The organism is Alphaproteobacteria bacterium 33-17 (genome assembly GCA_001897445.1).
GTDB lineage: Bacteria > Pseudomonadota > Alphaproteobacteria > Rickettsiales > 33-17 > 33-17.
Genome location: MKSX01000010.1, coordinates 30,418 through 55,562, shown reverse-complemented (window position 1 = coordinate 55,562; position 25,145 = coordinate 30,418). Strand labels below are relative to the sequence as shown.

The 25,145-nt window shown below is 31.2% G+C and carries 20 protein-coding genes; 13 read left to right on the top strand and 7 right to left on the bottom strand.

From position 1 onward, the window contains the following. Positions 1-83 precede the first annotated feature (83 nt). Complete coding sequence (locus BGO27_07530; protein ID OJV15749.1) at positions 84-674, bottom strand: hypothetical protein; 591 nt, start codon at positions 672-674, stop codon at positions 84-86. A 175-nt stretch (positions 675-849) separates the two neighbouring features. On the opposite strand from BGO27_07530, the gene BGO27_07525 reads away from it, so the two are divergent. The 6 genes from BGO27_07525 to BGO27_07500 all read left to right on the top strand — a co-directional run bounded on the left by BGO27_07525 (position 850) and on the right by BGO27_07500 (position 10,331). Continuing rightward, a complete protein-coding gene (locus BGO27_07525) occupies positions 850-4,011 on the top strand; it encodes an isoleucine--tRNA ligase (GenBank protein OJV15748.1) in 3,162 nt (1,053 codons plus the stop codon). After that, on the top strand, positions 4,012-4,938 hold the full coding sequence (locus BGO27_07520) for a hypothetical protein (GenBank protein ID OJV15747.1): 927 nt from the start codon (positions 4,012-4,014) through the stop codon (positions 4,936-4,938). A gap of 9 nt (positions 4,939-4,947) precedes the next feature. Beyond that, positions 4,948-5,787: a hypothetical protein gene (locus BGO27_07515; protein ID OJV15844.1), complete on the top strand. Its 840-nt coding sequence runs from the start codon at positions 4,948-4,950 to the stop codon at positions 5,785-5,787. Next, positions 5,780-7,228: a hypothetical protein gene (locus tag BGO27_07510; protein ID OJV15746.1), complete on the top strand. Its 1,449-nt coding sequence runs from the start codon at positions 5,780-5,782 to the stop codon at positions 7,226-7,228. Before BGO27_07515 ends, BGO27_07510 begins: the two co-directional genes overlap by 8 nt. Before the next feature lie 47 nt (positions 7,229-7,275). Next, positions 7,276-7,641 carry a hypothetical protein gene (locus BGO27_07505; protein OJV15745.1) on the top strand — a complete coding sequence of 122 codons (366 nt, stop codon included), beginning with the start codon at positions 7,276-7,278 and terminating at the stop codon, positions 7,639-7,641. A 176-nt stretch (positions 7,642-7,817) separates the two neighbouring features. Continuing rightward, on the top strand, positions 7,818-10,331 hold the full coding sequence (locus BGO27_07500; protein OJV15744.1) for a hypothetical protein: 2,514 nt from the start codon (positions 7,818-7,820) through the stop codon (positions 10,329-10,331). Between the two features lie 3 nt (positions 10,332-10,334). Here the strand turns inward: BGO27_07500 and BGO27_07495 are convergent, their stop codons facing one another. The 4 genes from BGO27_07495 to BGO27_07480 are packed head-to-tail and all read right to left on the bottom strand — an operon-like array spanning position 10,335 to position 14,159. Further along, positions 10,335-11,063 (bottom strand): hypothetical protein, encoded by a 729-nt coding sequence (locus BGO27_07495; protein OJV15743.1) that lies wholly within the window; start codon positions 11,061-11,063, stop codon positions 10,335-10,337. Continuing rightward, positions 11,038-11,805, bottom strand: a complete 768-nt coding sequence (locus tag BGO27_07490) for a hypothetical protein (protein ID OJV15742.1) — start codon at positions 11,803-11,805, stop codon at positions 11,038-11,040. The genes BGO27_07495 and BGO27_07490 overlap by 26 nt, the downstream gene beginning before the upstream one ends. A gap of 21 nt (positions 11,806-11,826) precedes the next feature. Beyond that, complete coding sequence (locus BGO27_07485) at positions 11,827-13,578, bottom strand: hypothetical protein (GenBank protein ID OJV15741.1); 1,752 nt, start codon at positions 13,576-13,578, stop codon at positions 11,827-11,829. A gap of 11 nt (positions 13,579-13,589) precedes the next feature. Continuing rightward, positions 13,590-14,159 (bottom strand): hypothetical protein, encoded by a 570-nt coding sequence (locus tag BGO27_07480; GenBank protein OJV15740.1) that lies wholly within the window; start codon positions 14,157-14,159, stop codon positions 13,590-13,592. Between the two features lie 235 nt (positions 14,160-14,394). On the opposite strand from BGO27_07480, the gene BGO27_07475 reads away from it, so the two are divergent. Together BGO27_07475 and BGO27_07470 are read left to right on the top strand one after the other, a co-directional pair. Then, positions 14,395-15,351: a hypothetical protein gene (locus BGO27_07475; GenBank protein OJV15739.1), complete on the top strand. Its 957-nt coding sequence runs from the start codon at positions 14,395-14,397 to the stop codon at positions 15,349-15,351. Further along, on the top strand, positions 15,336-16,259 hold the full coding sequence (locus BGO27_07470) for a hypothetical protein (GenBank protein ID OJV15738.1): 924 nt from the start codon (positions 15,336-15,338) through the stop codon (positions 16,257-16,259). The genes BGO27_07475 and BGO27_07470 overlap by 16 nt, the downstream gene beginning before the upstream one ends. A 4-nt stretch (positions 16,260-16,263) precedes the next feature. On the opposite strand, the gene BGO27_07465 is transcribed toward BGO27_07470, so the two are convergent. Continuing rightward, on the bottom strand, positions 16,264-17,238 hold the full coding sequence (locus tag BGO27_07465) for a hypothetical protein (protein ID OJV15737.1): 975 nt from the start codon (positions 17,236-17,238) through the stop codon (positions 16,264-16,266). A gap of 3 nt (positions 17,239-17,241) precedes the next feature. Next, positions 17,242-17,814 (bottom strand): hypothetical protein, encoded by a 573-nt coding sequence (locus tag BGO27_07460; protein OJV15736.1) that lies wholly within the window; start codon positions 17,812-17,814, stop codon positions 17,242-17,244. 124 nt (positions 17,815-17,938) lie between these two features. Here BGO27_07460 and BGO27_07455 point away from each other — a divergent pair, with 124 nt between their 5' ends. From BGO27_07455 to BGO27_07435, 5 genes are all read left to right on the top strand, one after another. Then, positions 17,939-18,373 carry a hypothetical protein gene (locus BGO27_07455; protein OJV15735.1) on the top strand — a complete coding sequence of 145 codons (435 nt, stop codon included), beginning with the start codon at positions 17,939-17,941 and terminating at the stop codon, positions 18,371-18,373. Positions 18,374-18,470: 97 nt separating this feature from the next. Continuing rightward, positions 18,471-19,502, top strand: coding sequence for a hypothetical protein (locus BGO27_07450; GenBank protein OJV15734.1), 1,032 nt, complete (start codon positions 18,471-18,473; stop codon positions 19,500-19,502). Positions 19,503-19,516: 14 nt separating this feature from the next. Beyond that, complete coding sequence (locus BGO27_07445; protein ID OJV15733.1) at positions 19,517-20,806, top strand: adenosylhomocysteinase; 1,290 nt, start codon at positions 19,517-19,519, stop codon at positions 20,804-20,806. A gap of 8 nt (positions 20,807-20,814) precedes the next feature. After that, positions 20,815-23,145 carry a hypothetical protein gene (locus tag BGO27_07440; GenBank protein ID OJV15732.1) on the top strand — a complete coding sequence of 777 codons (2,331 nt, stop codon included), beginning with the start codon at positions 20,815-20,817 and terminating at the stop codon, positions 23,143-23,145. A 106-nt stretch (positions 23,146-23,251) separates the two neighbouring features. Then, positions 23,252-25,129, top strand: coding sequence for a hypothetical protein (locus BGO27_07435; protein ID OJV15731.1), 1,878 nt, complete (start codon positions 23,252-23,254; stop codon positions 25,127-25,129). Positions 25,130-25,145: the final 16 nt, after the last annotated feature.

Sequence of the window (25,145 nt, the reverse complement as noted above, 5' to 3'; positions counted from 1 at the left end):
ATGATTTCCTGCTGCATTCTGATTTGTAGATTCGTCAAATATTCACTTAAGTTTACCGACATATTATAAGTTCTTTGTAAAAATTATATTTCTTCCATTGAATGATTATAATATGAATTACATGAAAAATAGCTTGGAGAATTCTGAATATTTTTTAAATAATCTTCGTAACTATGTTTTATTAAATTAAGCATTGCAAAAATATTTTCATATGTAAATTCAACTCCAGACTTTATCATATTTACCAGTCTTAAGCCGTCATAAAATGTAATATATTCTTTTTTATTAATAAGTTTTAGAAAAGCAAGTTGTGATCTTATATACGTTATTGGACAGGATTTATTAATAACGCCATCATATTTTTCTAAAATTTGAAATTCTTGTGAAGTAAATGTATTTTGGGATAGTAAGTACTGTAAATTTTCTTGAACTTTTGTAGTATTTGAGTTGTATGCATATAAAAATAACTGTATTTTTTGAAAATCAGGATATGTTACAGGTAATGATTTTAAAAATTTGACATATTCTGGTATTAGTTCAATAGAATCATTAAATAAAATTTTTGTGTGAAGGTTAAACCCTTGATACATTTCATCATGTTGTATAGCAAGTTTTTGTATATTTTCGCTATTTAAGTGCGTAAAGGATTCACAGTGAATCAATTGAATTAACATATTATTCCTTTTGTTATATCAGGGTATATGCATGTATAAATATAAATTTCAAAAACTTCAAGTAATTAATGAATACAGTAGCTTTATTTATCTCTAACTTAGGCTATATATTGACAATTAAGCCAATTAGCCTTAAAAATATGGCTAATAATTTAATTTTATAGTGCTAAAAATCATGTTTACGGAATATAAAAGTTTATCATCATCCCCTAATTTTAATAACATAGAATTAGAAGTTTTAAGTTACTGGAAAAATCTAAAAGTATTTGAAAAATCAGTAAATTTTAGAGATAAAAATATTGCTGGCAAAAAAACTGATTATATTTTTTATGATGGTCCTCCATTTGCTAATGGTCTGCCACATTATGGGCATTTGCTTACAGGTTTTGTAAAAGATACTGTAGCTCGCTACCAAACCCAAAAAGGTTTTAAAGTGGAGCGTAGATTTGGTTGGGATTGTCATGGACTCCCTGCGGAAATGGGCGCTGAGAAAGAGCTTGGTATATCAGGTCGTGGTAATATTATAGAATATGGAATCGATAAATTTAACAATCACTGCCGTACTTCAGTTCTTAAATATACCAAGGAATGGGAAAATTACGTAAGCCGTCAAGCCAGATGGGTAGACTTTGAAAATGACTATAAAACAATGGACACTCCGTTTATGGAATCAGTTTTATGGGCATTTAAGCAGCTTTATGATAAAGGCTTAGTTTATCAGTCAATGCGCGTTATGCCATACTCATGGGCGTGTGAAACGCCACTTTCAAACTTTGAAACTAGGCTTGATAACTCATACAGAGAAAGAGCTGATAAATCTGCAACTGTAATGTTTAAGTTAAAGCAAAAGCCATCTACACTAAATATTCAGGAAGATTTATATATTCTAGCATGGACCACAACCCCATGGACACTTCCATCTAACCTTGCATTAGCAGTAGGCGGTGAAATTGAGTATTCGGCTGTAAAATATAACGACAGAGCCGTTTTAATTGCTACAAGCTCAATTTCTCAATACAAAAAGGAACTTGGTGAAGATCCTGAAGTTCTTGGAAAAGTAATTGGTAGTGATCTGCAAAATTTTAATTATGAGCCACTTTTTGACTATTTCAAAAGCCATGAAAATGCATTTAGAGTGTTAGTTGGTGAATTTGTAACAGAAGGTGATGGTACTGGTATAGTTCACTTAGCGCCAGGCTTTGGTGAAGACGACCAAGTACTTTGCGAAAAAGAAAATATACAGCTTGTTTGCCCAGTTGATAATCGCGGTAAGTTTACGTCCGAGGTATCTGATTTTGAAGGTATGCAGGTATTTGATGCAATTGATGAAGTAATAAAAGCATTAAAACTTAAAGGTTTATGGCTTAAAACTGAGCAGTTTATCCATAACTATCCACATTGCTGGAGAACAGATACTCCTTTAATTTTTAAAGCAGTTCCATCCTGGTATGTAGAAGTCACAAAATTTAAAAACCGTATGGTAGAGCTTAACCAGCAAATTAACTGGATACCTGGGCATATTAAAGACGGTGTATTTGGTAACTGGTTAGAAAACGCAAGAGACTGGTCGATCAGCCGTAACAGATTCTGGGGTACGCCAATTCCTGTATGGATGTCAAATGATCCTAAATATCCAAGAATTGAAGTTTATGGATCTATCAAAGAATTACAGGAAGCTTTTGGTGTAGAAGTTAAAGACCTTCACAAACCTTATATTGATGAGCTTACAAGACCAAATCCAGATGATCCTACAGGCAAATCTATGATGGTACGTGTAGAAGATGTATTTGACTGCTGGTTTGAAAGCGGTTCAATGCCATATGCACAAGTTCATTACCCGTTTGAAAATAAAGAATGGTTTGAGAAAAACTCACCAGCCGATTTCATTGTAGAATATGTAGCTCAAACAAGGGGTTGGTTCTATACGTTAATGGTTCTTTCTACTGCTCTTTTTGACAGACCACCATTTTTAAACTGTATATGCCATGGCGTTATCTTAGATGAAAAAGGTCAAAAGCTTTCTAAGAGACTGAATAACTACGCTGATCCTATGGATATATTTGCGGAATATGGGGCAGATACGCTCAGATGGCTTATGCTTTCATCGCCTGTAATGCGCGGGCAGGAGCTTTTAATTGATAAAAGTGGGAACATGCTTAAGGATGTTCAGCGTTTAGTAATAAAGCCTATATGGAATGCTGTGCATTTCTTTACGCTATATGCAAATGCCGATAAAATATCACCAAAATTAAGCTTTGAAAGCCAAAATCCTATTGATAAATACATTATTTCTAAACTTCACTCGACTGTTAAAAAAATCGAAGAGTCAATGGATTCTTATAATACTGCTGAAGCATGCATAGCTGTACAAAATTTCTTTGAAACACTTAATAACTGGTACATCAGAAGAAACAGACCAAGGTTCTGGAAAAGTGAGCATGATAGCGATAAATTAGAAGCTTATAATACTTTATTTACATGCTTAGTAACAGTTGTTAAATCTATGGCATCATTGCTTCCGCTTCTAAGTGAGGCGATCTATGGTACGCTTCAGAAATTTGATTTGTCTAAAGCTGAAGAAAGTGTGCATTTAACAGATTTACCTGATTATAAACAAATTCCATTTGATGACTTACTCGAGAAACAAATGGATAAAGTTCGTGATATTTGTAACTCTGGTCACTTTATCAGAAATACAAATAACATAAGAATTCGTCAGCCACTTAGAAGTATTAAACTTGCAGGTAAAAATCCTGGTATTGAAAGCATGGTGGACTTGATCAAAGACGAACTTAATGTTAAAAATGTAGATTTTTCAGATAGTTTTGAAGGTCTTGCAACACAAAATCTAAAAATTAACTTCCCAGTTCTTGCTAAGAGACTTGCAGCTCAGATGAAAGATATTACAAAAGAAGTTAAGCAAGGAAACTGGAAGCTTTTAGAAGATGGTAGAGTAGGGGTAGGAGAGTTTGTAATTGAAAAGGATGAACTTGAGCTTACATTAGTACCAACTGATAATAAATCTTCAAGCAGTCTTTCATCGCAAGATGCTGTGGTTATTATGGACTTAAATATTACCGAAGAATTATTTGAAGAAGGTATAACTCGTGACTTTATCAGGATAATTCAGCAGATCAGAAAAGATATAAATTTAAATATTACTGATAATGCCAGCGTATTTGCTGAATGCTCTGATGAGTACAAAAAAGCTATAGAAAAGCATTTAGGTTACATTGAAACTCAGACACTTAGCAAAGTAAGTTTTATAATGCACGACAATGCTAAAGAGTATAAGCTTGGCGAAATGAAAGCTAATATATATATCGAGAAAGCATAGATGATTGCAGTTTTAGGCGCAGGATCATGGGGGACGGCTTTAAGTATTTCTTTTGCAGAAAAGCAAAAAGTTATGCTTTGGCATAGGGATAAAGAATATGCAGATAATATGAAGCATACTAGTTGTAACTCAAAATATCTTCCTGAAATAAAACTGCCTGAAAACATTGATATTACAAGTGATTTAGAGCATGCTATAAAAGTTTCTGAAATTGTTTTTATAGCTGTTCCTTCAAGTGCTTTAGAAGATATTTTACAGCAAATTAAGCCGTTTAATCCTCAAAATATTGTGTTATGCTCTAAGGGATTTGCTAAATCAAATTTAGGATTTTACAGTGACCTGGCTAGTCAAATTTTACCAAATAGTAAAATTGCAGTTCTTAGTGGTCCTAATTTTGCTTTAGAGGTGGCAAAAAAATTACCAACTGTAACAAGTTTGGCGTCAAAACATAAAGAATTTGAGCAAATTGCAAGTAAGTTTTCTACAGATACATTCCTCTTAAAATATACAGACGATATTATAGGTACTCAGCTTTTAGGGGCGCTTAAAAATATTTATGCTATTGGGGCAGGTTATATTTCTAAAAAGTATAATAGCGAAAATACTATGGCGGCATATCTAACCAAAGCTACTTTAGAGCTACAAAAATTGCTGGAAAAATATGATGGAAAAGCAGCTACAATTTTTGAACCAGCAGGAATAGGTGACTTGTTTTTAACATGCGGCGGTAAAACCTCCAGAAATTTTAGGTTTGGTTATAATTTTGAAGAGAACCCAGAGCCGTCAGACACGGTAGAAGGGCTTGTCGCGCTTAAAATTATATCTGATAAACTTGGAAACCATATTGCTAATTTTGAATTAATCTATAAATTACATAGAATTATCGTAAATAAAGAACAACTAAATTTACCAAAAGGATTAATATAGGTGCTTAGACTGATTTTTAAAAAAATCCCAACTCTTTTTGCTAAATCAATTAGTGATTTTGTGAATAATGATGGAATTGAGCATGCTGGCTACATGGCATTTATAACCATATTAGCGATTTTCCCATTTATGGTGCTTCTTATATCGCTTGCTGGTATGGTTGGAGAGTTAGAAGTATCTAAAGAATTTATTAGAAGTTTCGTAGATAATGCTCCAGACCATGTACAAAATTTTCTACTACCAAGAATTAATGAGATAATATCAGGACCCCCTGAAAGCATTATGACTATTGCTATTTTAGGTGCTATATGGACTGCATCATCATCTTTTGAGGGGTTAAGAACATTTTTTAACAGATCTTATAGAGTTAATACTCCTCCTGCATATTTACTTCGTAGAATGCTTTCAATCCTACAATTCCTGGCGTTTACCGCATGTGTTTTATTAATTATGGCGCTTCTTATTATTATTCCGCCATTTTTATTTAAGTTTGCAGAATACTTTAAAATTCAGCCTATAATTATACCAACCATATATTTCTTTAGAAACTTTGGCTTATTTATTATAATTTTTATTGCAATATCAGCACTTTACTACTTTATACCCAATAAAAAGCAAACTTTAATGCAGGTTATACCAGGATCATTAATAGTGACAATTTCTTGGTCACTCTCAAGTAAGCTGCTTTCTCTTTATATTCAGAACTTTACACAGGTTAATCTGATATATGGTGGATTAGAGGGTATAATTATTACATTGCTTTTTTTCTATATTAATAATATAACACTGATATTCGGTGCAGAATTTAATTATCATTTTATTAATTTTATGAATAAAACCAATGAATAACAGTCGACTTTTATCTATTATTGAGTTTGTTTTCCCAGTTAAAAAGAAAGAGCTTGGTAAATTTTGCTTACTTAGCATCCTAATGTTTGGTATTTTATATATACATGCCACTTTAAGATCTCTTAAAGATACTATAATTGTTCCAAATATTGGTGCTGAAGCTTTAAGTTTTATCGATTTATATTTGGTGCTTCCTTGCGCTGTTTTATTTACCCTTGCATATACAAAGCTTACTAATATTATTCCAAGCGATAGGATATTTTATTTTATTAAGCTAATGTTTTTAGTGATTTTTTCAGTATTCTTACTTTTTGTTTATCCCAATACTCATATTCTTCATCCAGATCCTGATAACATTGATATGTTAATTGCTACATATCCTAAACTTAAATGGTGGTTAAAGCTTTATGGAAAATGGACATATGCCATTTTTGCTGTAGTCGTTGAACTATGGGGTCCAATTGTAACAGTACTTAGTTTCTGGCAGTTTGCCAATAAAGTAACCTCTTCAGAAGAAGCAAAAAGAATTTACCCAACTCTTGCATTACTTGGTAATTTTGCTTTGGTAATGGCAGGTTCAGTAATTAAGGTAAGTGCCAAATATACTGAAAATGTTATTGAATTTAACCTGGCAATTATTGTTTTCATGATATTACTTAATATGACAACATATTTTATTTCAAATAAGCTTTTAGAAGTCGATAATTCTAAAACTGCACCTAAAACAAATTTATCAGTATTTAAAAGCCTTAAGATTATTTTAAGTTCCAAATACTTGTTATATATTTTCGGTATGGTTTTAGCTTATGGAATGATCAATAATATGATTGAGGTTCAGTGGAAGGCTAATATTAGACAACTTTACCCTGAACAAAATAATTATGCTAAGTTTATGGGTTCGTTTACTCAGTATATGGGGTATGCATCTATTGTTATTATGATGTTTGGTAGCCATATTCTCAGGAAATTTAGCTGGTATGCTGCTGCAATAACAACACCAATTGTTGTTATTATGACGAGTGTGTTTTTCTTTTTAAGTTTAATCTTTAAAGACAGTATTGAGCCATATGCTCAATCTATTTTTCATGTTAATGCTACGCAGTTTATTGTAGGTCTTGGTATGTGCCAGATAATACTCATGAAGGCATCTAAATATGGATTATTCGACCCTACAAAAGAGATGGCATTTATTGCTGCCGATGAAGAAATTAAAACTAAAGGTAAAGCGGCAGTAGACGTTGTTGGCATGAGACTTTCAGATACAACAGCTGCGTTGATACAATCTATTCTGCTTATTTTCTTCCAAACAGCTCTTATTGCCGGAATGACATTTAGCGTAATGGTTATTGTATATCTAATTTTAATTATGTGGGTAACATCTGTTAAAAAACTTAACAGAATTTATAGCAAAATAGCAAAAAATGGTCATAGCCATCATTAGTATTTAATCATTTTAGAAATTTATAACAGTTTGTAACAGGCAAACAAATGCTCGCATCTATTCGTGAATACTATACTAAACTTAGTGAAAACGACCATTTATTCAATCCCAGATTAGAACTTGAGACCTTACTTAACGCTGACAGTTATAATATTAACAATGTAATAGTACTTTATAGGTTATACAGTACCAATAATGTGAGTATTCAAAATAAATTACGTTTTGCTAACTTACTTATTGAACATATTGAAGCACTCGAAGGTGATGAGGAATTATATGAATGTGCTGAAACTTTAGGTGTGCTTGTTGCTCAGCTTGATGACGATAATTTAATACAAAAAGTATTTAATAAAAGTTCTGCAAATTTTTCTTTAAAGTGCTTTGAGCTGCTAACAGAATATGAGTTTTTTTAGGCATATACAGTAATTCTAATAAGTTTGAGCAGATTTTAAATTATATTGGCGATTTTGATACTATTATTGCGGCTATTACAAGCGGCAATTTCATTGAATTTAAACTAAATGATATTATTGATTATTCCAGATATTTTTGTAATCAGGAAAAAGTAAGAGCTAACTTATATATTTTAATGAAAGTTCTTAAAAGCTTGGATTGCAATAAATATGAGAAGACCCTCGAAAATACTCAGAGTTTTTTTGAACAAAACATTAGTCTTTTTGATAATGATAAAAGTCAAACTTTTATATCACTATACATTCCAGAGTTAAATGTAGATTATTTAAAACAAAACATCTCTCATCAAGAGCTTGCTTTGAAATTAAATAAAACAATTAAGTATATTGAAAGAAATTTTTATAATTTTTCTGAAATACAGAAGACATATTATGTAAATAAATTCACAGCTGACCTTATAAATGTTAGTGAAGATATTAAAAACCTTGATATTCTAAAGCATCATTTTATAAAATTATCAATGCTGATTCATTATTTCTCACCTGTGGATTTAAGCAGCAGAGAAAGCATTGAAAATTATGTTAATAATTCATATATTTCATTAGAATATTTTATTTTTACCAAGTTTCGATTATCTATATTGGTAAGTAAGTTACCTGATTACTATCAAAACAATTATTATTATCTTAAGGTAAAAGATGGTGATTTAAATGGTATATCATATACTGATAAAACACTGATATTTTTTGATTGGCTCATACAACATAAAACGCTTGATGATAAAACTGTCAAAGCATTAGAATTTAGCAATCATGATTATCATCCAATCTACCATTTTTTAAATATACACAATATAGCAAGTATTGGGGATTATAATTTAAGAATTCATCATAATAATGATGAAACACATCCTAATTGGTATACGCCACTTAATAGATATTATTATCATACACGTTTGATTACATATTTTCCGAGAATGAAAGTATTTGGTAACTTTGTAGAGTCATTATTTGCCAGTCCAAAGACAGAAAGTATTAAAAATACAATTAATGGACTACAAAATAATGATCACAACTTTCAAAGTTTATTTTTATACAAAGATCTGGCTTCTAAGCATTTTGGTGTAGAAGTTTCAGTTGATAATATGATGAATAATATTTTATCTGAATTTGATATATCTAAATCGCCAGAAAATAATGCATGGATAGGTATTTTATTCAGGCATTTTAACGACTTTGGTGTTGATTTGAAACAAGATATATATAAAGCCTTAATTTCTACAGGTAACGATTACAGGGTTAAGGCTCTAGACCTAAGTCTTTATATTATGGTAAATGATAATACTGAAAATATTCAGTTATTTATTGATCGCGATGCTGATTTTAAAAAAGAGTTAGCGATACATCTTATAAAACTTATCCATAATAAAAATTGCCATCAAAATATTTATGAAAATTTACATCAATTTAGAGAGTTGTTGTTCAGTCATAGTATAAATATTTTCGATCATTTTAATAATAATAGGGATAGTAGATATATCTTTCCCTTAGTTGATATAATGGAATCTCTTCAAAATAATTTACTAGTTTCAAATATTTTATCACGTTTTTCAGATGCGGATATTAAGAATATGTTTGGTAGATATGACAGAGGTGAAATATCTTATTTACCAGTATATAATGCAAGAATCAGAAAGCTTTTAAAAGAATACTGTAATGATGATAATAATGTAATTTTAAAGTTTTTAGCTAAATCAAATAATCATTCATACTTAGAACTTGCACAAGAAATATTACAAATCAATGTAGAGAATATATTAGAGGTTTTGAGAAGCTTTAATGATGATATATTGCTAAATTTCCTAACTGTGTGGGCAAATGATAAAAATCCTCAGGCAAATACCTTGGAAATTTATAGTATAATTGATGATAGAATATTACTGCTTCTTGATAAATCTTCTTCTAAAAAAGCTATTGATAAAATATTAGAGCTTTACCTACAAAATAAGCTGACAACAGAGAAGCTGGCTGAGAAAATAGGTTCAGTCTCAATAACAGCACAAAATTTGTCGTATATATTTAATAAACTTCAAACCGATAAAAATGAAATAGATAATAATATTGAGCTGCTCCTGCTCCTAAGTGAATTGATGAAAAAACCTAAGCCTATATACATTGAGGCTTTTGCAAATATAAATTTACCAGTAGAAGAAAAAAATAATTATTTTAAAATTTTTGTACATAAAGGAAATAGTAATGAGATTTCAAAATCTGTAAAAACCTTGTTACTTAATAGCAGTGATATTCTCAAAAACGATAAGTGGCTTACTGACTATATAATTCCATCAGATAAAAATGATTTACCTAATGAGCATTTAAAAAATAAGACTAAAATTTTCGGTAAAATAGCTGATTGGTCACTATTTGTTTTAGAGTTTGCGATATCATATAAATATTGGCCAGGCAGATTAAATATTCAGTGCGTGATAACTTATGCAATATTTAGTATAATAAATCATGCGTATTTTTCATATAAATATGAAAATGTAGCAAATAGCGCGCCAAAACCACAAATTATAAAACATGTTTCATCGGCATTAAGTTGTGGTTTAAGCAGGTTATTTTATAGAAGTGACTTTAGACTAAAATCCGAAGTAGATATAAATGTAGTGCGAATTCAAAATTTATAATTTCTAATTATTGTTTTCGATGATCTTTAATCTGTCCTTCAGGAATATATTCATAAAGTTTAATTCATGTTCTGAAATATTATCAATATTATCCATAATATTTTTGATAATTAAAAATGCTTCTTCTTTATCGCCAACTTTTTCATGGTAAATGGCTGGTAACTGTCTTACCCAAATAGGTAAATCTCCTTTAGCATTTACTAAATGATCTGCGATTTCAATACCTTGTTTTTGATCTTCAAGTTTATGGAAAGCTAAATATGAAGCCTGATAAATCCACCACCATTTAGTATCAATCCTGTCTAGAGAATGTTCCTTTAAATAATCTACCAGGTACTGAATATCTTTTATCCTAGGAGTCATGCTATAATAATATGATGCGAGTGATGGAACGTAATCAGATTCATTGTCAAGTTTATCAAGGAGTTTAAACCAGTTGTACAATAATTTATAATCATAATCTTTAAGAGGTGTACTTCTGCCGTAAGTATCACCCATATACTGAAGCTCAAGGGCTAAAACCCTGAAATAAGCCTCGTTATCACCAAGTGAGTTAAAAATCACTTCTTTTTCAGACGGCAGTCTTTCTTGTATGCTAAGTTCTGCAAAATTATGGCGATTAAGATAATAATAAAATGAATTAATACCAAAAAAAATCAAGAAAACAGTTAGGTTTAAGTTAACCTTGTCTGTAATTTGGCTAATATTAAAATTCTTTTTTTTCAATATCATAAAAGGCTGCAAAGTGAAGAATTATTATATACATAACAGCTTGTACTGCTATGAATTTTATATTTTCGTAAGACTTAATCTCATATAAAAGCCAGTTAGTTTGGGTGTAAAGATCGAAGCGCGGAAGAACTACAGAAGTTATGTACATTATTTTCTGAGGCAGCCACTTTGAAAGAGAATCAATACCTGTATAGATATAATCATATCTTGCAGACATATAGAAAAAGCCCATCATTCTAGCGCCTATGTAAAACGTAAAAGAGGCAAGGATAGCTGAAACCTGACTGCGAAAGAAAAGGGAGGTTAAAAAGGCGAAGGTTGTAGTTATGACAATTTCAAATGTAAAAGATATAAACCAAATAAAAGTATTTTGAATTAAACTACCAAATGCGATTAGCAATGCTGTTGGTATTAAGGCTATTAAGAGGGAAAGTAAACTTATACCAAGTGTATATGCACAAATAATAGATTTTCTTGAAATGGGCTTGGATAATACAAAATCAATTTCTTTATTATAAAATAACCTTGTTATGTGCGTTATAATAAAAACTATCATACCAAGATTGATAATAATTCTGCTTGAGGAAGCAATATAGGCTACTATCATTTGCGTTTGCTCTGCTATAGCATTGCCACCAAAAAATATTGAAAAAGCAGAACTAATAAAGATTAGCAAAAATAATGAAATCAATAATCTATCACGCTTAACCGATAGAGCAAAAAATTTAAGTAGTGCTAGCATCTTGTATTACAATTTAAAAATTTATTTCAATTGTAATGCATTGGGGTCATTTGTAAAGGTATTATAGAAATCTTTATCAGCAGGCGTATAATTTGAACCACCTGGAAGAATAGTTGCTTTTAAAAATACTATAGTCTGAATAGTGTTTTTAATTTTACCATTTGACTTAAACAGATTGCCAAAAAAAGGAATTTCTTTTGCAAGTGGTATGCCGCTTTCATTATTATTTGACCTTTCTTCCATCATACCGCCAATAACCATGATATTGCCGCTTTTCATTTTAACAATTGAGTCAAGCTCTTTTACTTCAACAACAGGAACCTCACTTGTTAAATCCTGATTTGTAATACCTGTGCTTTCTAAAGCATATACAATTGCTGGATCTTTTACGCGGTTTACTATTCTTGAAATTGTTGGTCTTACAGCCATAGTAATTTCATTTGTTTCAACGTTTATTGTAGGCTGAATTGAAAGAATAAGTCCAATAGGTACAGTTTTAAGATCAGAGGTAACTTTAGTATCTGTTACAGCACTCGATGAGCTGCTGGTAGTAGAAGAAGTTTGATCAATATTGAGTTTAAAGTATACGAAATTCTGTGCAAATGATAATACGGCTTGCTGATTGTTCATAGCATGAAGCCTTGGACTTGAAAGTGTTCTGGTTGCGCCAAATGTTTCCATAAGCTGAACAGCAGATATAAGCGTATCAGATGAATTTGAATTAAATCTTTTAGTTTGACTTATTCCTAGTCCGTTAAGAACGCCAAGAGTAAAGTCACCAGCGTTTGCAGTGAATTCTCCTATAGGGTTAAATGATACATTCGCACCAATTTTAGCACCAGTTCTATCTATCATATTCCAGTTAATACCTGTGCGATATTCATCACTCAGTGAGACTTCTACAATTTTAGCTTCAATTAAAGCTTGTGCGGATATATTACTTTTAACTTTTGACAAATAATTACGTATACGCTGATGAACTCTGGCATTTGTTACAACTGTTATGATACCTGCCCGTTGGTTAATAGTGACATAAGGCGTTATATTTGATGCGGGATAAGTAGTAGATTCAATCATTTGTTTGATATCGAGCGTAATAGTACCCCAAAGATCATCTTTTTGCTCAGATGTAATTTCTGTAAGTGATCCGCTACCGATAGAAGAGCTTCCACCACCACTTCCACCACCCGAACCATCAAGTCCTACATTTACTTTATACGATGACTTATTACTTCTAACTAAATTTATAAAATCTACAGGGTAAGACTCAGAGTATGGAGTATCTACTTCTACCCTTAAAACATTACCATTAATTGAATATCTAAGGCTTGCAAGCTCAGAAACCCTGTCTATTACTTCTGTTAAGGGTTTGTCTGTTACTTTCAATATAATACCGCCTTTAACGCCTGGATCAATTTCTATATCAATTTCTGCAAGTCGTGCAAGTTCTATGAGAACATCTTTAACATCTACATCGTTACTTATTGATAAAGTTACAAGCTTATCCTTTTTAAGGCTTGGTTTTAGGGGTTCTGCAATAATTGGTTCTATGTCATCGATGTTTTGATGCTCATTGTTTACAAACTTATCTTGATTGTATCTGCTAAAATAACCGTCTACCTGACTTTTACTTAATCCTAAGTCATCATCGATCTTAGTGCCAGAGTATCGGTTTCTAATATTGTGCTGCACAAGGGGGTTGCAACTGGTAACCCCAAGAGAAATAGTGCTAATTAAAGCAATAATTCTGTAAAAATTCTGGATATTTGGCACAATTAAAACACTTAAAATGTTAATATATTAATATTATTAAAACATATTATAAAAGAAAAAGCAAGCGCAGGGATAAAAGGAAATTCTTCTTTATCAGTAAGTTTTTGTGAAATTAAGCTGGTTACAACTCCTACGATACCGCTAATAAATAAATAGGCTGGTAAAGAGTGTAATGGTAACAGGCATCCTATGCTTGCAACAAATTTAACATCGGCAAAGCCTAAAGAGTCACGTTTTTTAATTTTGCTGACTATTATGCCTGTAAAGAATAATAAGCTGGCAAGTATAACTGATGAAGAGTAGTTAAAAATAAAGTCACTAAAATTAAGGTAATTATATATAGAGCATATTATAAATAGAAAGATCATTATTTCATCTGGAACAATTAGATTTTCAAGGTCGGTGATAATCATTGCAAATAAACTTAAATATATAGCAAGCTCAATAATATAATTTAAGCTGAAATTACTGTGATATTTATAGAACAATATTGCTGCTATAATTCCACAAATAACCTCAGTTATTGGGTATCTTATGGATATTTTTGTTTTGCAGTTATGGCATTTTCCCTTTTGCCACAAGAAGCTTATTATTGGAAATAACTGCAGAATTCCTAGTGATTTATGACATTTAGGGCATTGTGAGGGTTTAAAAACTATATCCTCGTTTCTGGGGAGCCTATAGGTAACCAGCGTTATGAAGCTACCAAGGCAACCACCTAGCATAAATATCAAAAAATACACAATTATCATATAATGTTTGAAAAATTAATTATAATTTGATATTTTCATGTTTGAACTTATAGTCAAGAGATAAATGGCAAATAAAGCTTTTAGTTTAACAGAGTTAGCAATAGTTTTAACAATCATCGGCATAATATCATCTTCTGCCATATCAGCAGGTATTTCACAAACAGATTCGTACAGGTATGAACAAACTCAGGCAAAAATGAAAATGATTGAAGAGGCAATTGTAGCTTTTGTGGGGCTAAATAAACGCTTACCTTGCCCTGGGAATGCAGCCCTTAACATTGATACAAGCGCAAATAGCTCAACGTACGGAATAGAAAATTTTTCAGGTACTACCTGCACTGGAACTCAAACTGTAAACGTCACGGCAAACTTGCCAGCTGTAACCCCAGCATTTACGGATGCTAATATTGTAATGGGAAGTGTCCCTGTGCAGTCGCTTCTTCTTCCAAAAGAAATTATTTTAGACGGGTGGGGAAATAAATTTGATTTAGTTGTCTCAAGAGGGCTATCAAATAACACTACTTTGCCAGCAATTGATTCACAGGAATCTGGTGTTATTAAGATAAAGCGTTTTACCAATCCCGGCGGTGCAGTATATGTTACAAATGGAGCTGCATATGCCATAGTAAGTCATGGTCCTAGCGGGGCAGGCGGTTATAACAGAAGCGGTACAAGAGCTTCTGCGGGTGCTGATGCAAAGAAAGTAGAAAATGCGCATACAAGTGGCGGTTACGACGAGGTTTTTGTGCTTAATATACCAAATAACTCAACAACTTTCGATGATGTAGTGCGTTATAAAACTAAAACTCAGGTGTTATTTAGCCTGGGTGTAACCCTATCAGGTAATTCCTGTAATAATGCTTATACTGCGCTTAGCAACTCTAATCAGACTAACCCGCTAAACTTGCTTTGTTTTGGTACGGCAAATGCGGCAACAGGTACAATTAATTCTTCGGCTGATTGTAATGTATATATGCTAACATTTTCTGAACTTGTGAGAAAAAGATGTATAACAAGGTAAAATTAAAGGCATTCAGCTTAGTAGAATTATCGATTGTAATGATTATTATATCTGTTGCTTTAGGAGTGGTTTTAGCATTTGCTACACAAAAAACCGATGCTGATAAGTTACTAGAAACTAAAGAAAAAATCGAAATTATTGATAAGGCACTTGGGGCATATTTGCTTGATAATGGTTCCATCCCATGCCCTGCGAACGGTACAATCGCTACAAACAATGCGGCTTTTGGCGATGCGCTAAGGGGAGGGCTTAACTATCAGTGCGCTGCAAACTTTAGTAGTGGTAGTATGAGCTGGGGTATTATTCCTGTAAGAACCTTAAATTTACCAGATGAATTGGCCTTTGATGCCTGGGGTAGAAGGTTTAGCTATGCTATTATCCAGGATTGTAATTGTGATGCTGCAACAGCGGGATGTGCAGCAAGGAATTTTAATACTGACTTTTGTGGTGTGTCAGCCGGTATTACTGTTCAGGGTAATGCCAGCTCTACAATTATGAATAATGCTGTGGTAGTTATTGTTAGCCACGGGAAAAATGGTCATGGTGCTTTTGCCTCTAATGGTGGTGCTGCAAGAATTGTATCTAAAGTTGGTAGTAGTATTAACTCTGATGAGCAAGAAAATGCTCATCTATCAATGGCGGGTGCGAATTTGGCAGTAAACGCTACATTTTTAGCGCGAAACCAAATATTATCAGATGATCCTGCCGTTAACTTTGACGATATAGTATATTTCAAGAATAAACAGCAGCTTATCAATGCAACAAAAGGATTAAACGCTGATAAGGACAATGTTTGTGCGTTTAAAGATACTGCAGGTTTTTCAACCAATCAGTGCGGTAACAAAACTACAACCTCCTGCGCAACTACTATGGATGCTTTGATTCAGGCGTTAGATTGCTTTAATTGATTATCTAAGGCAGTAAATCTATAATGCTGTATATACACTGAATATCTTTTATAAATGTATCATACATAGTTTTATCTGCGGGAATGCTTAAGTTTTTATATTCAAAAAACTCATAATCTGTGGGTATTAACATTATCATTTCATTTTTATAAAACACGCAGCTAAATCTTCCAGCTTTTACAACAGGTTCAAATAATTTCTGAGCTTTAGCCTGCAAATATTCTAATACATTGCCCTGAAACTTATTAGAAAGCGAGCTTTGGGTTTGAAGTATTGTTGATAAGTTATTCAGCCTTTCCATTAGTTTTGCTGTTAAAAGTTTTCTAGCCTCCAGCTGATCTGTAGAAGTAACTTTAAAGTATTTGCTAAACTTTGGGTCTTCTAAAACTACCTCTTGTTTACCAGAAAAAATCTCCAAATTCATCTGGAACATGACTTTAGATTTTATAATAGTTGTCGCATACAGCTCTTTTTTTAAATCTACTTTAAGCATATAGCCTTTGAAAACATTGACCGTACTTTTTTGATTTGAAGTTTGTAAATTAAGTTTAAAGAACTGAAATTTTTGGTTTGCATGTTTTCCAGATATTGTATCGGAAGAAAACATGTAATCAAACTCAGGAGTAATTTCTAAATTTCGGATAAAATCAGGGTCGGCATTATACTGATGATTATACTGTATGTCAGGTAAAACTAATGAAATTTTGGCAAATAATTTTTCTTTTATATCGAACTGATACAAGCTTTTAATAAAAGTTATGTATGCGAAATGGGAAAAAATTCCTATGAATGGTGCATTATAACCTGCCTGAAGTTTTATCAGTATAGCATATGAAATTGGTACTATTGCTAACCAAATAACTATTATTCCTATATATTTAGCTTTCAGTAGTTTTTGGCGTTTGACTTCTATTTCTTCTATTGTTGGTGCTATATGCTTTGTGTAAATGTTTTCAAAGTTTATAGCACCATTTTCCATAAATTATTTTTTCAAAATATTGTTAATATCTAAATTATCTTTATTTTCTGTTTCAAAAAATGGCATTGATTTAAACCCGAATAATTTAGCAATTAGATTACCTGGAAAAATCTCAACAGCATTATTAAATTCCATGATGGCTGAGTTATAAAAACGCCTTGCTGCAGATAAGTTCTCTTCAATATCCTGAAGGCTAGACTGAATTTCAAGCATTGCAGTATCAGATTTTATAGATGGATAGTTTTCAGCATTAACAATAAAATTTGATAATTTTCCTGCAAGCTCCTTTTCTATTCGAAAATGCTTAGTTACATCATTTGCATCTTTTTGATTATACTTTTGAATTGCCTCTGCTCTGATACTAGTAATATCGGTAAGAATTTTTTGCTCAAATTCCATAGTTTTGGAAGCTATCGCAACTAGGTTTGGTATTAAATCGTGTCGTCTTTTTAACTGAACATCAATGCCGCTTAAGGCATTTAAAGTAGTATTCCTTCTTTTAACAAGTATTACGTACCAAATGTATATTAATAGTGCCAGACCTGCACTTATATAGCCAATAATTTCAATATCCATGGTGACCTATAATATAAATATTTTAATCTATTATCTAAAATTTTGATCTTGATGTAAAGTTTTATTGACTTATACAATTTTAGGTTCATATTAATTCTATTCCACTTAACTTATGAGGTAATTTATGCAAGCAGCAAAAAAAGCTACAAAAGCTACCGCAGCACATGTAAACAATATTAATAGCGAAACAATCACTTCAAATAATATTAACTTTGAAAATATATCTGCGGCTAATGAGCAAACTCATGAAAATATTAATAGCGCTTTAGAGCAAATGGGTAAATTCGGTTTTGATTACATTACATACACTTCAAATGTAGTGTCTCAGTCTATAAAGTCTGCACAAGCGTTAAACGATATTACTTCTGAGTTTACAGATGAAATTTATAATGCTAATGCAAAAAATTTAAGAGAATCTTTAACATGCACAAGCTTTTCACAAATAGCTGATTTAACTGAAAATACTATTAACCAGCAGATAAATTCAATTACAAGATACTCTAATGACCTCATGTCTTTATTAAGTTTAAACTTTGATAAAATAATTAATGAGGTATAATATAATAAATAGGGCAGTGTAAGTGCTTGATATATAATAAAAAAACTGTTAAGAGTACTTACTTCCCTCAATTATTTATTTAGAATTTATCTGGAATATGGTTAATAAGTTATTAAATTTAATAGCTCTGGTGGCTACTTTATTAATATTTTGTGCTTCAAGTGCGTTTGCATTTGAGAAGCATAAGTATGCTGCATTAGTTGTTGACCAAAAAACAGGTAAAATTCTGTACGAAGAAAACGCGACTCAGCACAGATACCCAGCTTCAATTACTAAGGTAATGACTTTATATTTAACATTTGAAGCTATTGCAAGAAAAAAACTTGATGTAAATCAGGATATTACAGTATCTAAACATGCAGCATCAATGCCTAAAATGAAACTTGGTCTTAAGCCTGGTTCTAAAATTAAATTAAGAGATGCGATATATGCTGCGGTTGTAAAATCTTCAAATGATGCTGCGGTAGTTTTAGCTGAAGCAGTAGCGGGAAGCGAGCATAATTTTGTTAAATTAATGAACAAAAGAGCAAAAGATTTGGGTATGAAACATACTACTTATGCTAATGCTTCAGGTCTTCCAAATCCTACAAACAAAAGCAGTGCGTATGATATTGCTAAAATTGCTATAGCCATTGAACGTGATTACCCTGAATACTTCAAAATTTTCCAAACTAAAGAATTTAATTTTAAAGGTAAAAAGCTAACTACTACAAATAATCTGCTTGCAAAATATAAATACGAAGGCGTTACAGGTCTTAAAACCGGCTTCACTAATATGAGCGGTTATAATTTGGTAACAACAGTTAAGCGTGGTGATAGAAAGTTAGTTGCAGTTGTATTGGGCGGAAGTACAGGCTTCGCACGTGACAGGAAAATGATGGCGCTTCTTGATAAGTTTTTAGGATCAAATGGTAGTAATGTTACTGAAACTATTATTGCTAAAAAATCTACTAAAAAACAACCAAAACAGAAAGTGACTGAAGTTGCAAAAGCAAAAATTAAACAAGAAAATGTTCAGTTAAATTTAGCTAGCGCAAAAGTTTCAGAGAAACGTATAAAGGCTGTAAGAACAAAACTTTCCGATAATCATAAACAAAATACTAAAAAAAATAAAATAGCGCAAAATTAAAAGAGTGTAATATTATGCAGAATGATTTTAAAGTTAAAGATATCAATCTTGCAGAACTTGGACGTAAGCAAATTACTCTGGCAGAAAGAGAAATGCCAGGTCTTATGAAATTACGCGAGGAATATGGGCAAGCCAAGCCTTTAAAAGGTGCTAAAATTGCAGGTTGCCTGCATATGACAACTCAAACAGCTGTACTCATAGAAACTTTAATTGAACTTGGTGCAGAAGTAAGATGGAGTTCATGTAATATTTTCTCAACAGTTGATAGTGCTGCAGCTGCTATAGCAGCAAGAAATATACCTGTATTTGCATGGAAAGGTGAAACAGAAGAAGAATATGAATGGTGCATAAAACAAACTATTGCAGGTGCAAATGGCTGGAAGCCAAATATGATACTTGATGATGGAGCAGACCTAAGCCTAATGTTGCATAATGATTATCCTGAGATGTTTGAAAATATTAAGGGTATATCGGAAGAAACAACAACAGGTGTTCAAAGACTTAAGCAGTTAGAGATAAGTGGTAAACTTCTGGCTCCTGTAATAAACGTTAATGACTCTGTTACAAAATCTAAATTTGATAATTTATATGGTTGTAGAGAAAGCCTAATTGACGGTATTAAAAGAGCTACAGATGTTATGATAGCAGGTAAATATGCGCTCGTCGTAGGTTATGGTGACGTAGGAAAGGGATGTGCTGACGCACTTAGGTCTAATGGTGCAAAAGTAGTAATAGCTGAAGTTGACCCAATTTGTGCTATGCAGGCAGCGATGGAAGGGTATGAAGTAAATACTGTAGATGATTTTATTTCAAAAGCAGATATTGTTGTAACTGCTACAGGTAATATTAAAGTTGTGACTATTGACCACATGAGAGGCATGAAAGATGGTGCTATAATGTGTAACATTGGTCACTTTGACCATGAAATTGAAGTTTCATCGCTTCGTAATATGAAATGGAATAATATCAAGCCACAAGTAGATGAAATCACTATGAGTGATGGAAAAAAACTGCTTTTATTAGCTGAAGGCAGGCTTGTAAATTTAGGCTGCGCAACTGGTCATTCTAGTTTTGTAATGAGTATGTCATTTACAAATCAGGTTCTCGCTCAGATTGAACTTTGGAATAACAACAATAAATATCAGAAAAAAGTGTATGTTTTACCGAAAGTCCTTGACGAAAAAGTTGCAAAACTCCATTCTGATCATTTAGGAATAAGGCTTACAAAACTTACTGATGAACAAGCTAAATATTTATCAGTTCCAGTTAATGGCCCATTCAAATCGGATAACTATAGATATTAATATTGCTAATGGATCATTATATCGCGTCGTTAGTTGCAAAGCATGCAATCTATCAATATACAGCCTTGCTAATGTTTGTATGCATTATAACCTTAATTGTAATCATTATAAAAAAGGTTCATAAAATAAATTTATTGCGTGCGGAAATTGATAATCTGCACATAGTAACAGCAAGCCTACCTGAAGATCCTAATTCAGGATTTATATATTATGACATTATAAAAAAGAAAATTTTTTATTCTGCAGCAATGCGTAATATCATGAAAATTGTTAATGATAAAAACTTAGATTCAATAGATTTGCTTAAGTCTTTTTTAAAGCCCGAATCGTTTAATATCGTTGAAGGTTTTTTTAATAATCTAATTATTGATATGACATTTCCAATGAATTTAGAAAACTCAATTGTTGAGACAATAGATAATAAAAAATTCTGGATTACATATCAGCCTACTGCAAAAAATAATAATCATGGATTTGTATTGTGGTTTTTTATAGCCGATCAGTTAATTGTATCTCTTAATGATTATAAAGATAGGGCTTCTTCGTATAATAAAGAGTTAGAATCAATATTAATGTTACTTAATAATATTAATATTCCAATATGGCTTAGAGACGAAAACCATAAAATTAGATATTACAATCAGGGATACAAAAAGTTATCAGATGCTAAGGAAAAATCAGATTTCTCTTATATGCTTGCTCAGGATGCTAAAGAAAATAATATTGAAATGTCAGAGAATATGAATTTCAATATTAGTGGTGAGCGAAAAATTTACGAGATTAGAGAACTTGCAATGTCTAATAATAACTTGAGTATTGGTTATGGTTTAGATGCAACAAAAATAGAGCAGTTAAAAAATGAAATTAAGCAGCATAACAGGGCTTTAAGTGATTTTATTTCAAGTTCATCAAATGCTATGGCGCTATTTTCTTCTGATATGAAGTTACAGATGTGGAATTTTTCTTATGTAAAAATGTGGGATTTAGATGAGAAGTTTATGGAGTCTAATCCAACCTATCCGGAAGTGTTAGACGTATTAAGGCAAAAGCGTAAACTGCCTGACCATATTAACTTTGCTGATTTTAAAAGAAGCAGAATCAATTTATTTAAATCACTTACTACAATTCATAATGAATTTATGTACTTATCTGAAGGTAAAACCATCAGGCTTATTATTACGCCGCATGCACTTGGTGGGTTATTATTTGCATGTGAAGATATGACGGATAAACTTGTTCTGGAAAGGTCTTATAATACGCTTATAGCTGTGCAGGACGCAACACTCAATACAATGCATGAAGCGGTATGTGTAATTGGTTCAAATGGTAAGTTAAAGCTTCATAATGTAGTTTTTGCGAAACTTTGGAAGCTTTCTAATGAATATTTAGAATCTAAACCACATTCCAATGATATTTTAAAAAGAACAGAAGATCAGTTTTTACATGCTCAGGACTTCCAAAACTTTAAAGCGGCATTCTTAGGGATTTATGAAAAAAGGTCTATGATAACTCAGCGTTTTGAGATGAAAAGTGGTACAATTGTTGAAAGATATATTTCATCCCTTCCCGATGGGTCTATACTGGTCAGTGACCTTGACGTAACCGACTCTGCATTAGTTGAAAGGTCTTTGCGTGAGAAAAATGAAGCACTTTTAGCAACAGATAAAATTAAAACAACATTTTTATCTAATATTTCTTATCATTTGCGCTCACCTCTTACTTCAATATTAGGGTTTAGTGAGATGTTATATAATGGGATACTAGGTGACTTAACTACTGAGCAAAAAGAATATTTAAATTATATCAAATCATCATCTGAAGATCTTAAAATGTTGATTGACGATATTATTGAGCTGGCGGTACTTGATTCTGGTGAGGTTAAACTTGAAAGAAGCGAAATTGAACTAAGCTCGCTTCTTAAAAATACAATACTTTCAATACAGGGTAAAGAGCTATCCGCTAATATTAAATTTGAATTTGCGAATAAAAATAAAGTTATATTTTATGCTGATGAGTTCAGACTTAAACAAGCTATTTATAATATTGGAATGCTTATTTTATCGTTATCACCGCAAAATTCGGTTATAAATGTGACTATCAAGCAGATGGAAACCTATATAGATATTATTTTTATAACTAACATTAGAATGTCAGATAATCAGTTTATGGCGCTTTTTGACAGGTTTAACTTAAATCTAAGTGATTCTGGCAATGAAAAACTAAAAACTATGAATCTTAATGTTGTTAAAAAAATTATTGAAATGCATGATGGGCAAATTTCAGTTAATAAGCATAGCCCGCAATTTGAACTGAGTATTAAATTTTATAATAAACTGTAAAAATCATTGAAAAATAAAGAAATGTATAAATTTATTTAAATTTTATTGATTTTTAACAAATTTTATATAATATAGCAACCAATTATTAATACATTAGGTTGTGGGTATGTTAGCTAGTAACTTAAATGAAAGCCAAAAAGATATATTGAATTTTTTGGTCGAGCCATGTTTAGAGGAAATTTTAAAAAGCGAACTTGATGTTATCAATCTATTTAAATCATTGATAAATAAAGATTTTGCATGCGAATCGTGTACTAATTATACAAATATAGAGTATTTACATAAGATATTTTGGTATCCTAATCAAACATTATTGAATTTTAATAATTTATCTAAATCTCAATCTACTATAGGCGAAATTAGGCTTTATATTTTATCCTATCTAAAAACCTGCATTTTAAAAAGTTCTAATGATTTATTTGTAGATTACAGTAAAACACTTGAAAAACTGCAACAAAAAGTCAAGGAAAGTTCGGATTTTACTGAAATACTTGTATCAGAGAAGGCAAAACCAACTTTATTAGATGATATTCAGGAAGAGTCTGGTGTTAACATAATAGGTATTTCTGAGGACGAATTTAATAGTTTAGATAGATATCAGCAGGAAGCATTATATAATGCAGAAAAAGTTAGGTTTTTACTTGATAAGGGTATAGATAAAGTCGATATCATTAATAATTTAGCTCTAGCTTGCGATATTATAGAAAATATTGAGAATGTTAAGCTAGTTTTGAGCATTCTGGAAATTAAGCTAAAAGATTTATGGAAATCGGAACGCCGCCAAAGATGTGCTGTAATTGATAGTATTAGGGTTATAAATAAACTTGTCAAAGCTTATAACGTAGATAAAGGGTTGTTGATCGAAAACGCCAAATACTACTTGCCAATATACGAAGATGTGAACAAATTTATAATGTTTATAAATTATTTTGACTTAGACGCTAATCAAATATTATCTTTAATACTAGATCCAAAAAAATATGATATTTTGAATTTTTTATTAAACATAGAAAATAATCCGCAAAGTAAAAATTTACCTGATTATGTAACACAGGAACATAATAAATCAATTCCGCATAAGTGGGTAATATTAAAAAGGTTTAATATTAAAATTACCAATATTTTAAACATAGAACACCCAGATTTGCTTCAAAATATACTTATACATCATAGAATATTGTTGCAACATAATCCTGATTCTTTAAAAGTTTTACAAAAAATTATTTTAAATTGTAAAGGAGTTAACGAAAAAAATATCTTGAAGTTACTAAAAAGCTATAAAGCTAACGCCTTTTTTATCCTTGATATTTTAATAGATCAAAATCAGCTTAAACTTAAAGAAAAGTTTGAAAATTTTAATAAGATACTAGCTATATTAAATGACTTGGGCTTTAACTTAAATGAAAGTGACATAGTGATGTTGCCAAAAAATAATATGCCAGAAATTAATACGGGTCATTTACATACATTATATAAACTTGGCTTAAAAAAACATGTTATTCTTAAAAATCTATATGAAATTACATTAATTGTATCTAATAAAGATCATTTAATTGCACTTCAAATGCTTTCTAAAAGGCTTGATATTAATAATGTTATTACTTCTTTCATTCAAATTATTGAGTTATATCCAAAGGAAGATCTAAGTGAAATATTTAAAACTCTCTCAATTTTAAATATAGAATATATAAAGTTAATTAAAGATAATATCTATACTATATATTCCTTGAGTTTAAGTAACATAGATGTATTTGTTATATGTAATAAATGTAATAATTTTAGCCAAAAGTTAAAATTTATTATTAATAATGCGCATTCTATTGAAAAATATTTGTCAAATGGCGGAGATTCTGAGATATTGCAAGAAATGCTAATAGATACACAAAAATTTAGCGATAAAGATATTTTGGATTATTTGGATTTAATCAATAATTCATTTGTAAGCCAATTAAATAGTAGTAGCGATCTTAGCTTATCAATGTAAAAATTTAGGAAATAAT

What these genes read in the sequence shown, in the direction of transcription:
- BGO27_07530 (OJV15749.1), bottom strand. Translation starts at nt 674, where the DNA reads ATGTTAATTCAATTGATTCACTGTGAATCCTTTACGCACTTAAATAGC.
- BGO27_07525 (OJV15748.1), top strand. Translation starts at nt 850, where the DNA reads ATGTTTACGGAATATAAAAGTTTATCATCATCCCCTAATTTTAATAAC.
- BGO27_07520 (OJV15747.1), top strand. Translation starts at nt 4,012, where the DNA reads ATGATTGCAGTTTTAGGCGCAGGATCATGGGGGACGGCTTTAAGTATT.
- BGO27_07510 (OJV15746.1), top strand. Translation starts at nt 5,780, where the DNA reads ATGAATAACAGTCGACTTTTATCTATTATTGAGTTTGTTTTCCCAGTT.
- BGO27_07505 (OJV15745.1), top strand. Translation starts at nt 7,276, where the DNA reads ATGCTCGCATCTATTCGTGAATACTATACTAAACTTAGTGAAAACGAC.
- BGO27_07500 (OJV15744.1), top strand. Translation starts at nt 7,818, where the DNA reads ATGAAAGTTCTTAAAAGCTTGGATTGCAATAAATATGAGAAGACCCTC.
- BGO27_07495 (OJV15743.1), bottom strand. Translation starts at nt 11,063, where the DNA reads ATGATATTGAAAAAAAAGAATTTTAATATTAGCCAAATTACAGACAAG.
- BGO27_07490 (OJV15742.1), bottom strand. Translation starts at nt 11,805, where the DNA reads ATGCTAGCACTACTTAAATTTTTTGCTCTATCGGTTAAGCGTGATAGA.
- BGO27_07475 (OJV15739.1), top strand. Translation starts at nt 14,395, where the DNA reads ATGGCAAATAAAGCTTTTAGTTTAACAGAGTTAGCAATAGTTTTAACA.
- BGO27_07470 (OJV15738.1), top strand. Translation starts at nt 15,336, where the DNA reads ATGTATAACAAGGTAAAATTAAAGGCATTCAGCTTAGTAGAATTATCG.
- BGO27_07465 (OJV15737.1), bottom strand. Translation starts at nt 17,238, where the DNA reads ATGGAAAATGGTGCTATAAACTTTGAAAACATTTACACAAAGCATATA.
- BGO27_07460 (OJV15736.1), bottom strand. Translation starts at nt 17,814, where the DNA reads ATGGATATTGAAATTATTGGCTATATAAGTGCAGGTCTGGCACTATTA.
- BGO27_07455 (OJV15735.1), top strand. Translation starts at nt 17,939, where the DNA reads ATGCAAGCAGCAAAAAAAGCTACAAAAGCTACCGCAGCACATGTAAAC.
- BGO27_07450 (OJV15734.1), top strand. Translation starts at nt 18,471, where the DNA reads ATGGTTAATAAGTTATTAAATTTAATAGCTCTGGTGGCTACTTTATTA.
- BGO27_07445 (OJV15733.1), top strand. Translation starts at nt 19,517, where the DNA reads ATGCAGAATGATTTTAAAGTTAAAGATATCAATCTTGCAGAACTTGGA.
- BGO27_07440 (OJV15732.1), top strand. Translation starts at nt 20,815, where the DNA reads ATGGATCATTATATCGCGTCGTTAGTTGCAAAGCATGCAATCTATCAA.
- BGO27_07435 (OJV15731.1), top strand. Translation starts at nt 23,252, where the DNA reads ATGTTAGCTAGTAACTTAAATGAAAGCCAAAAAGATATATTGAATTTT.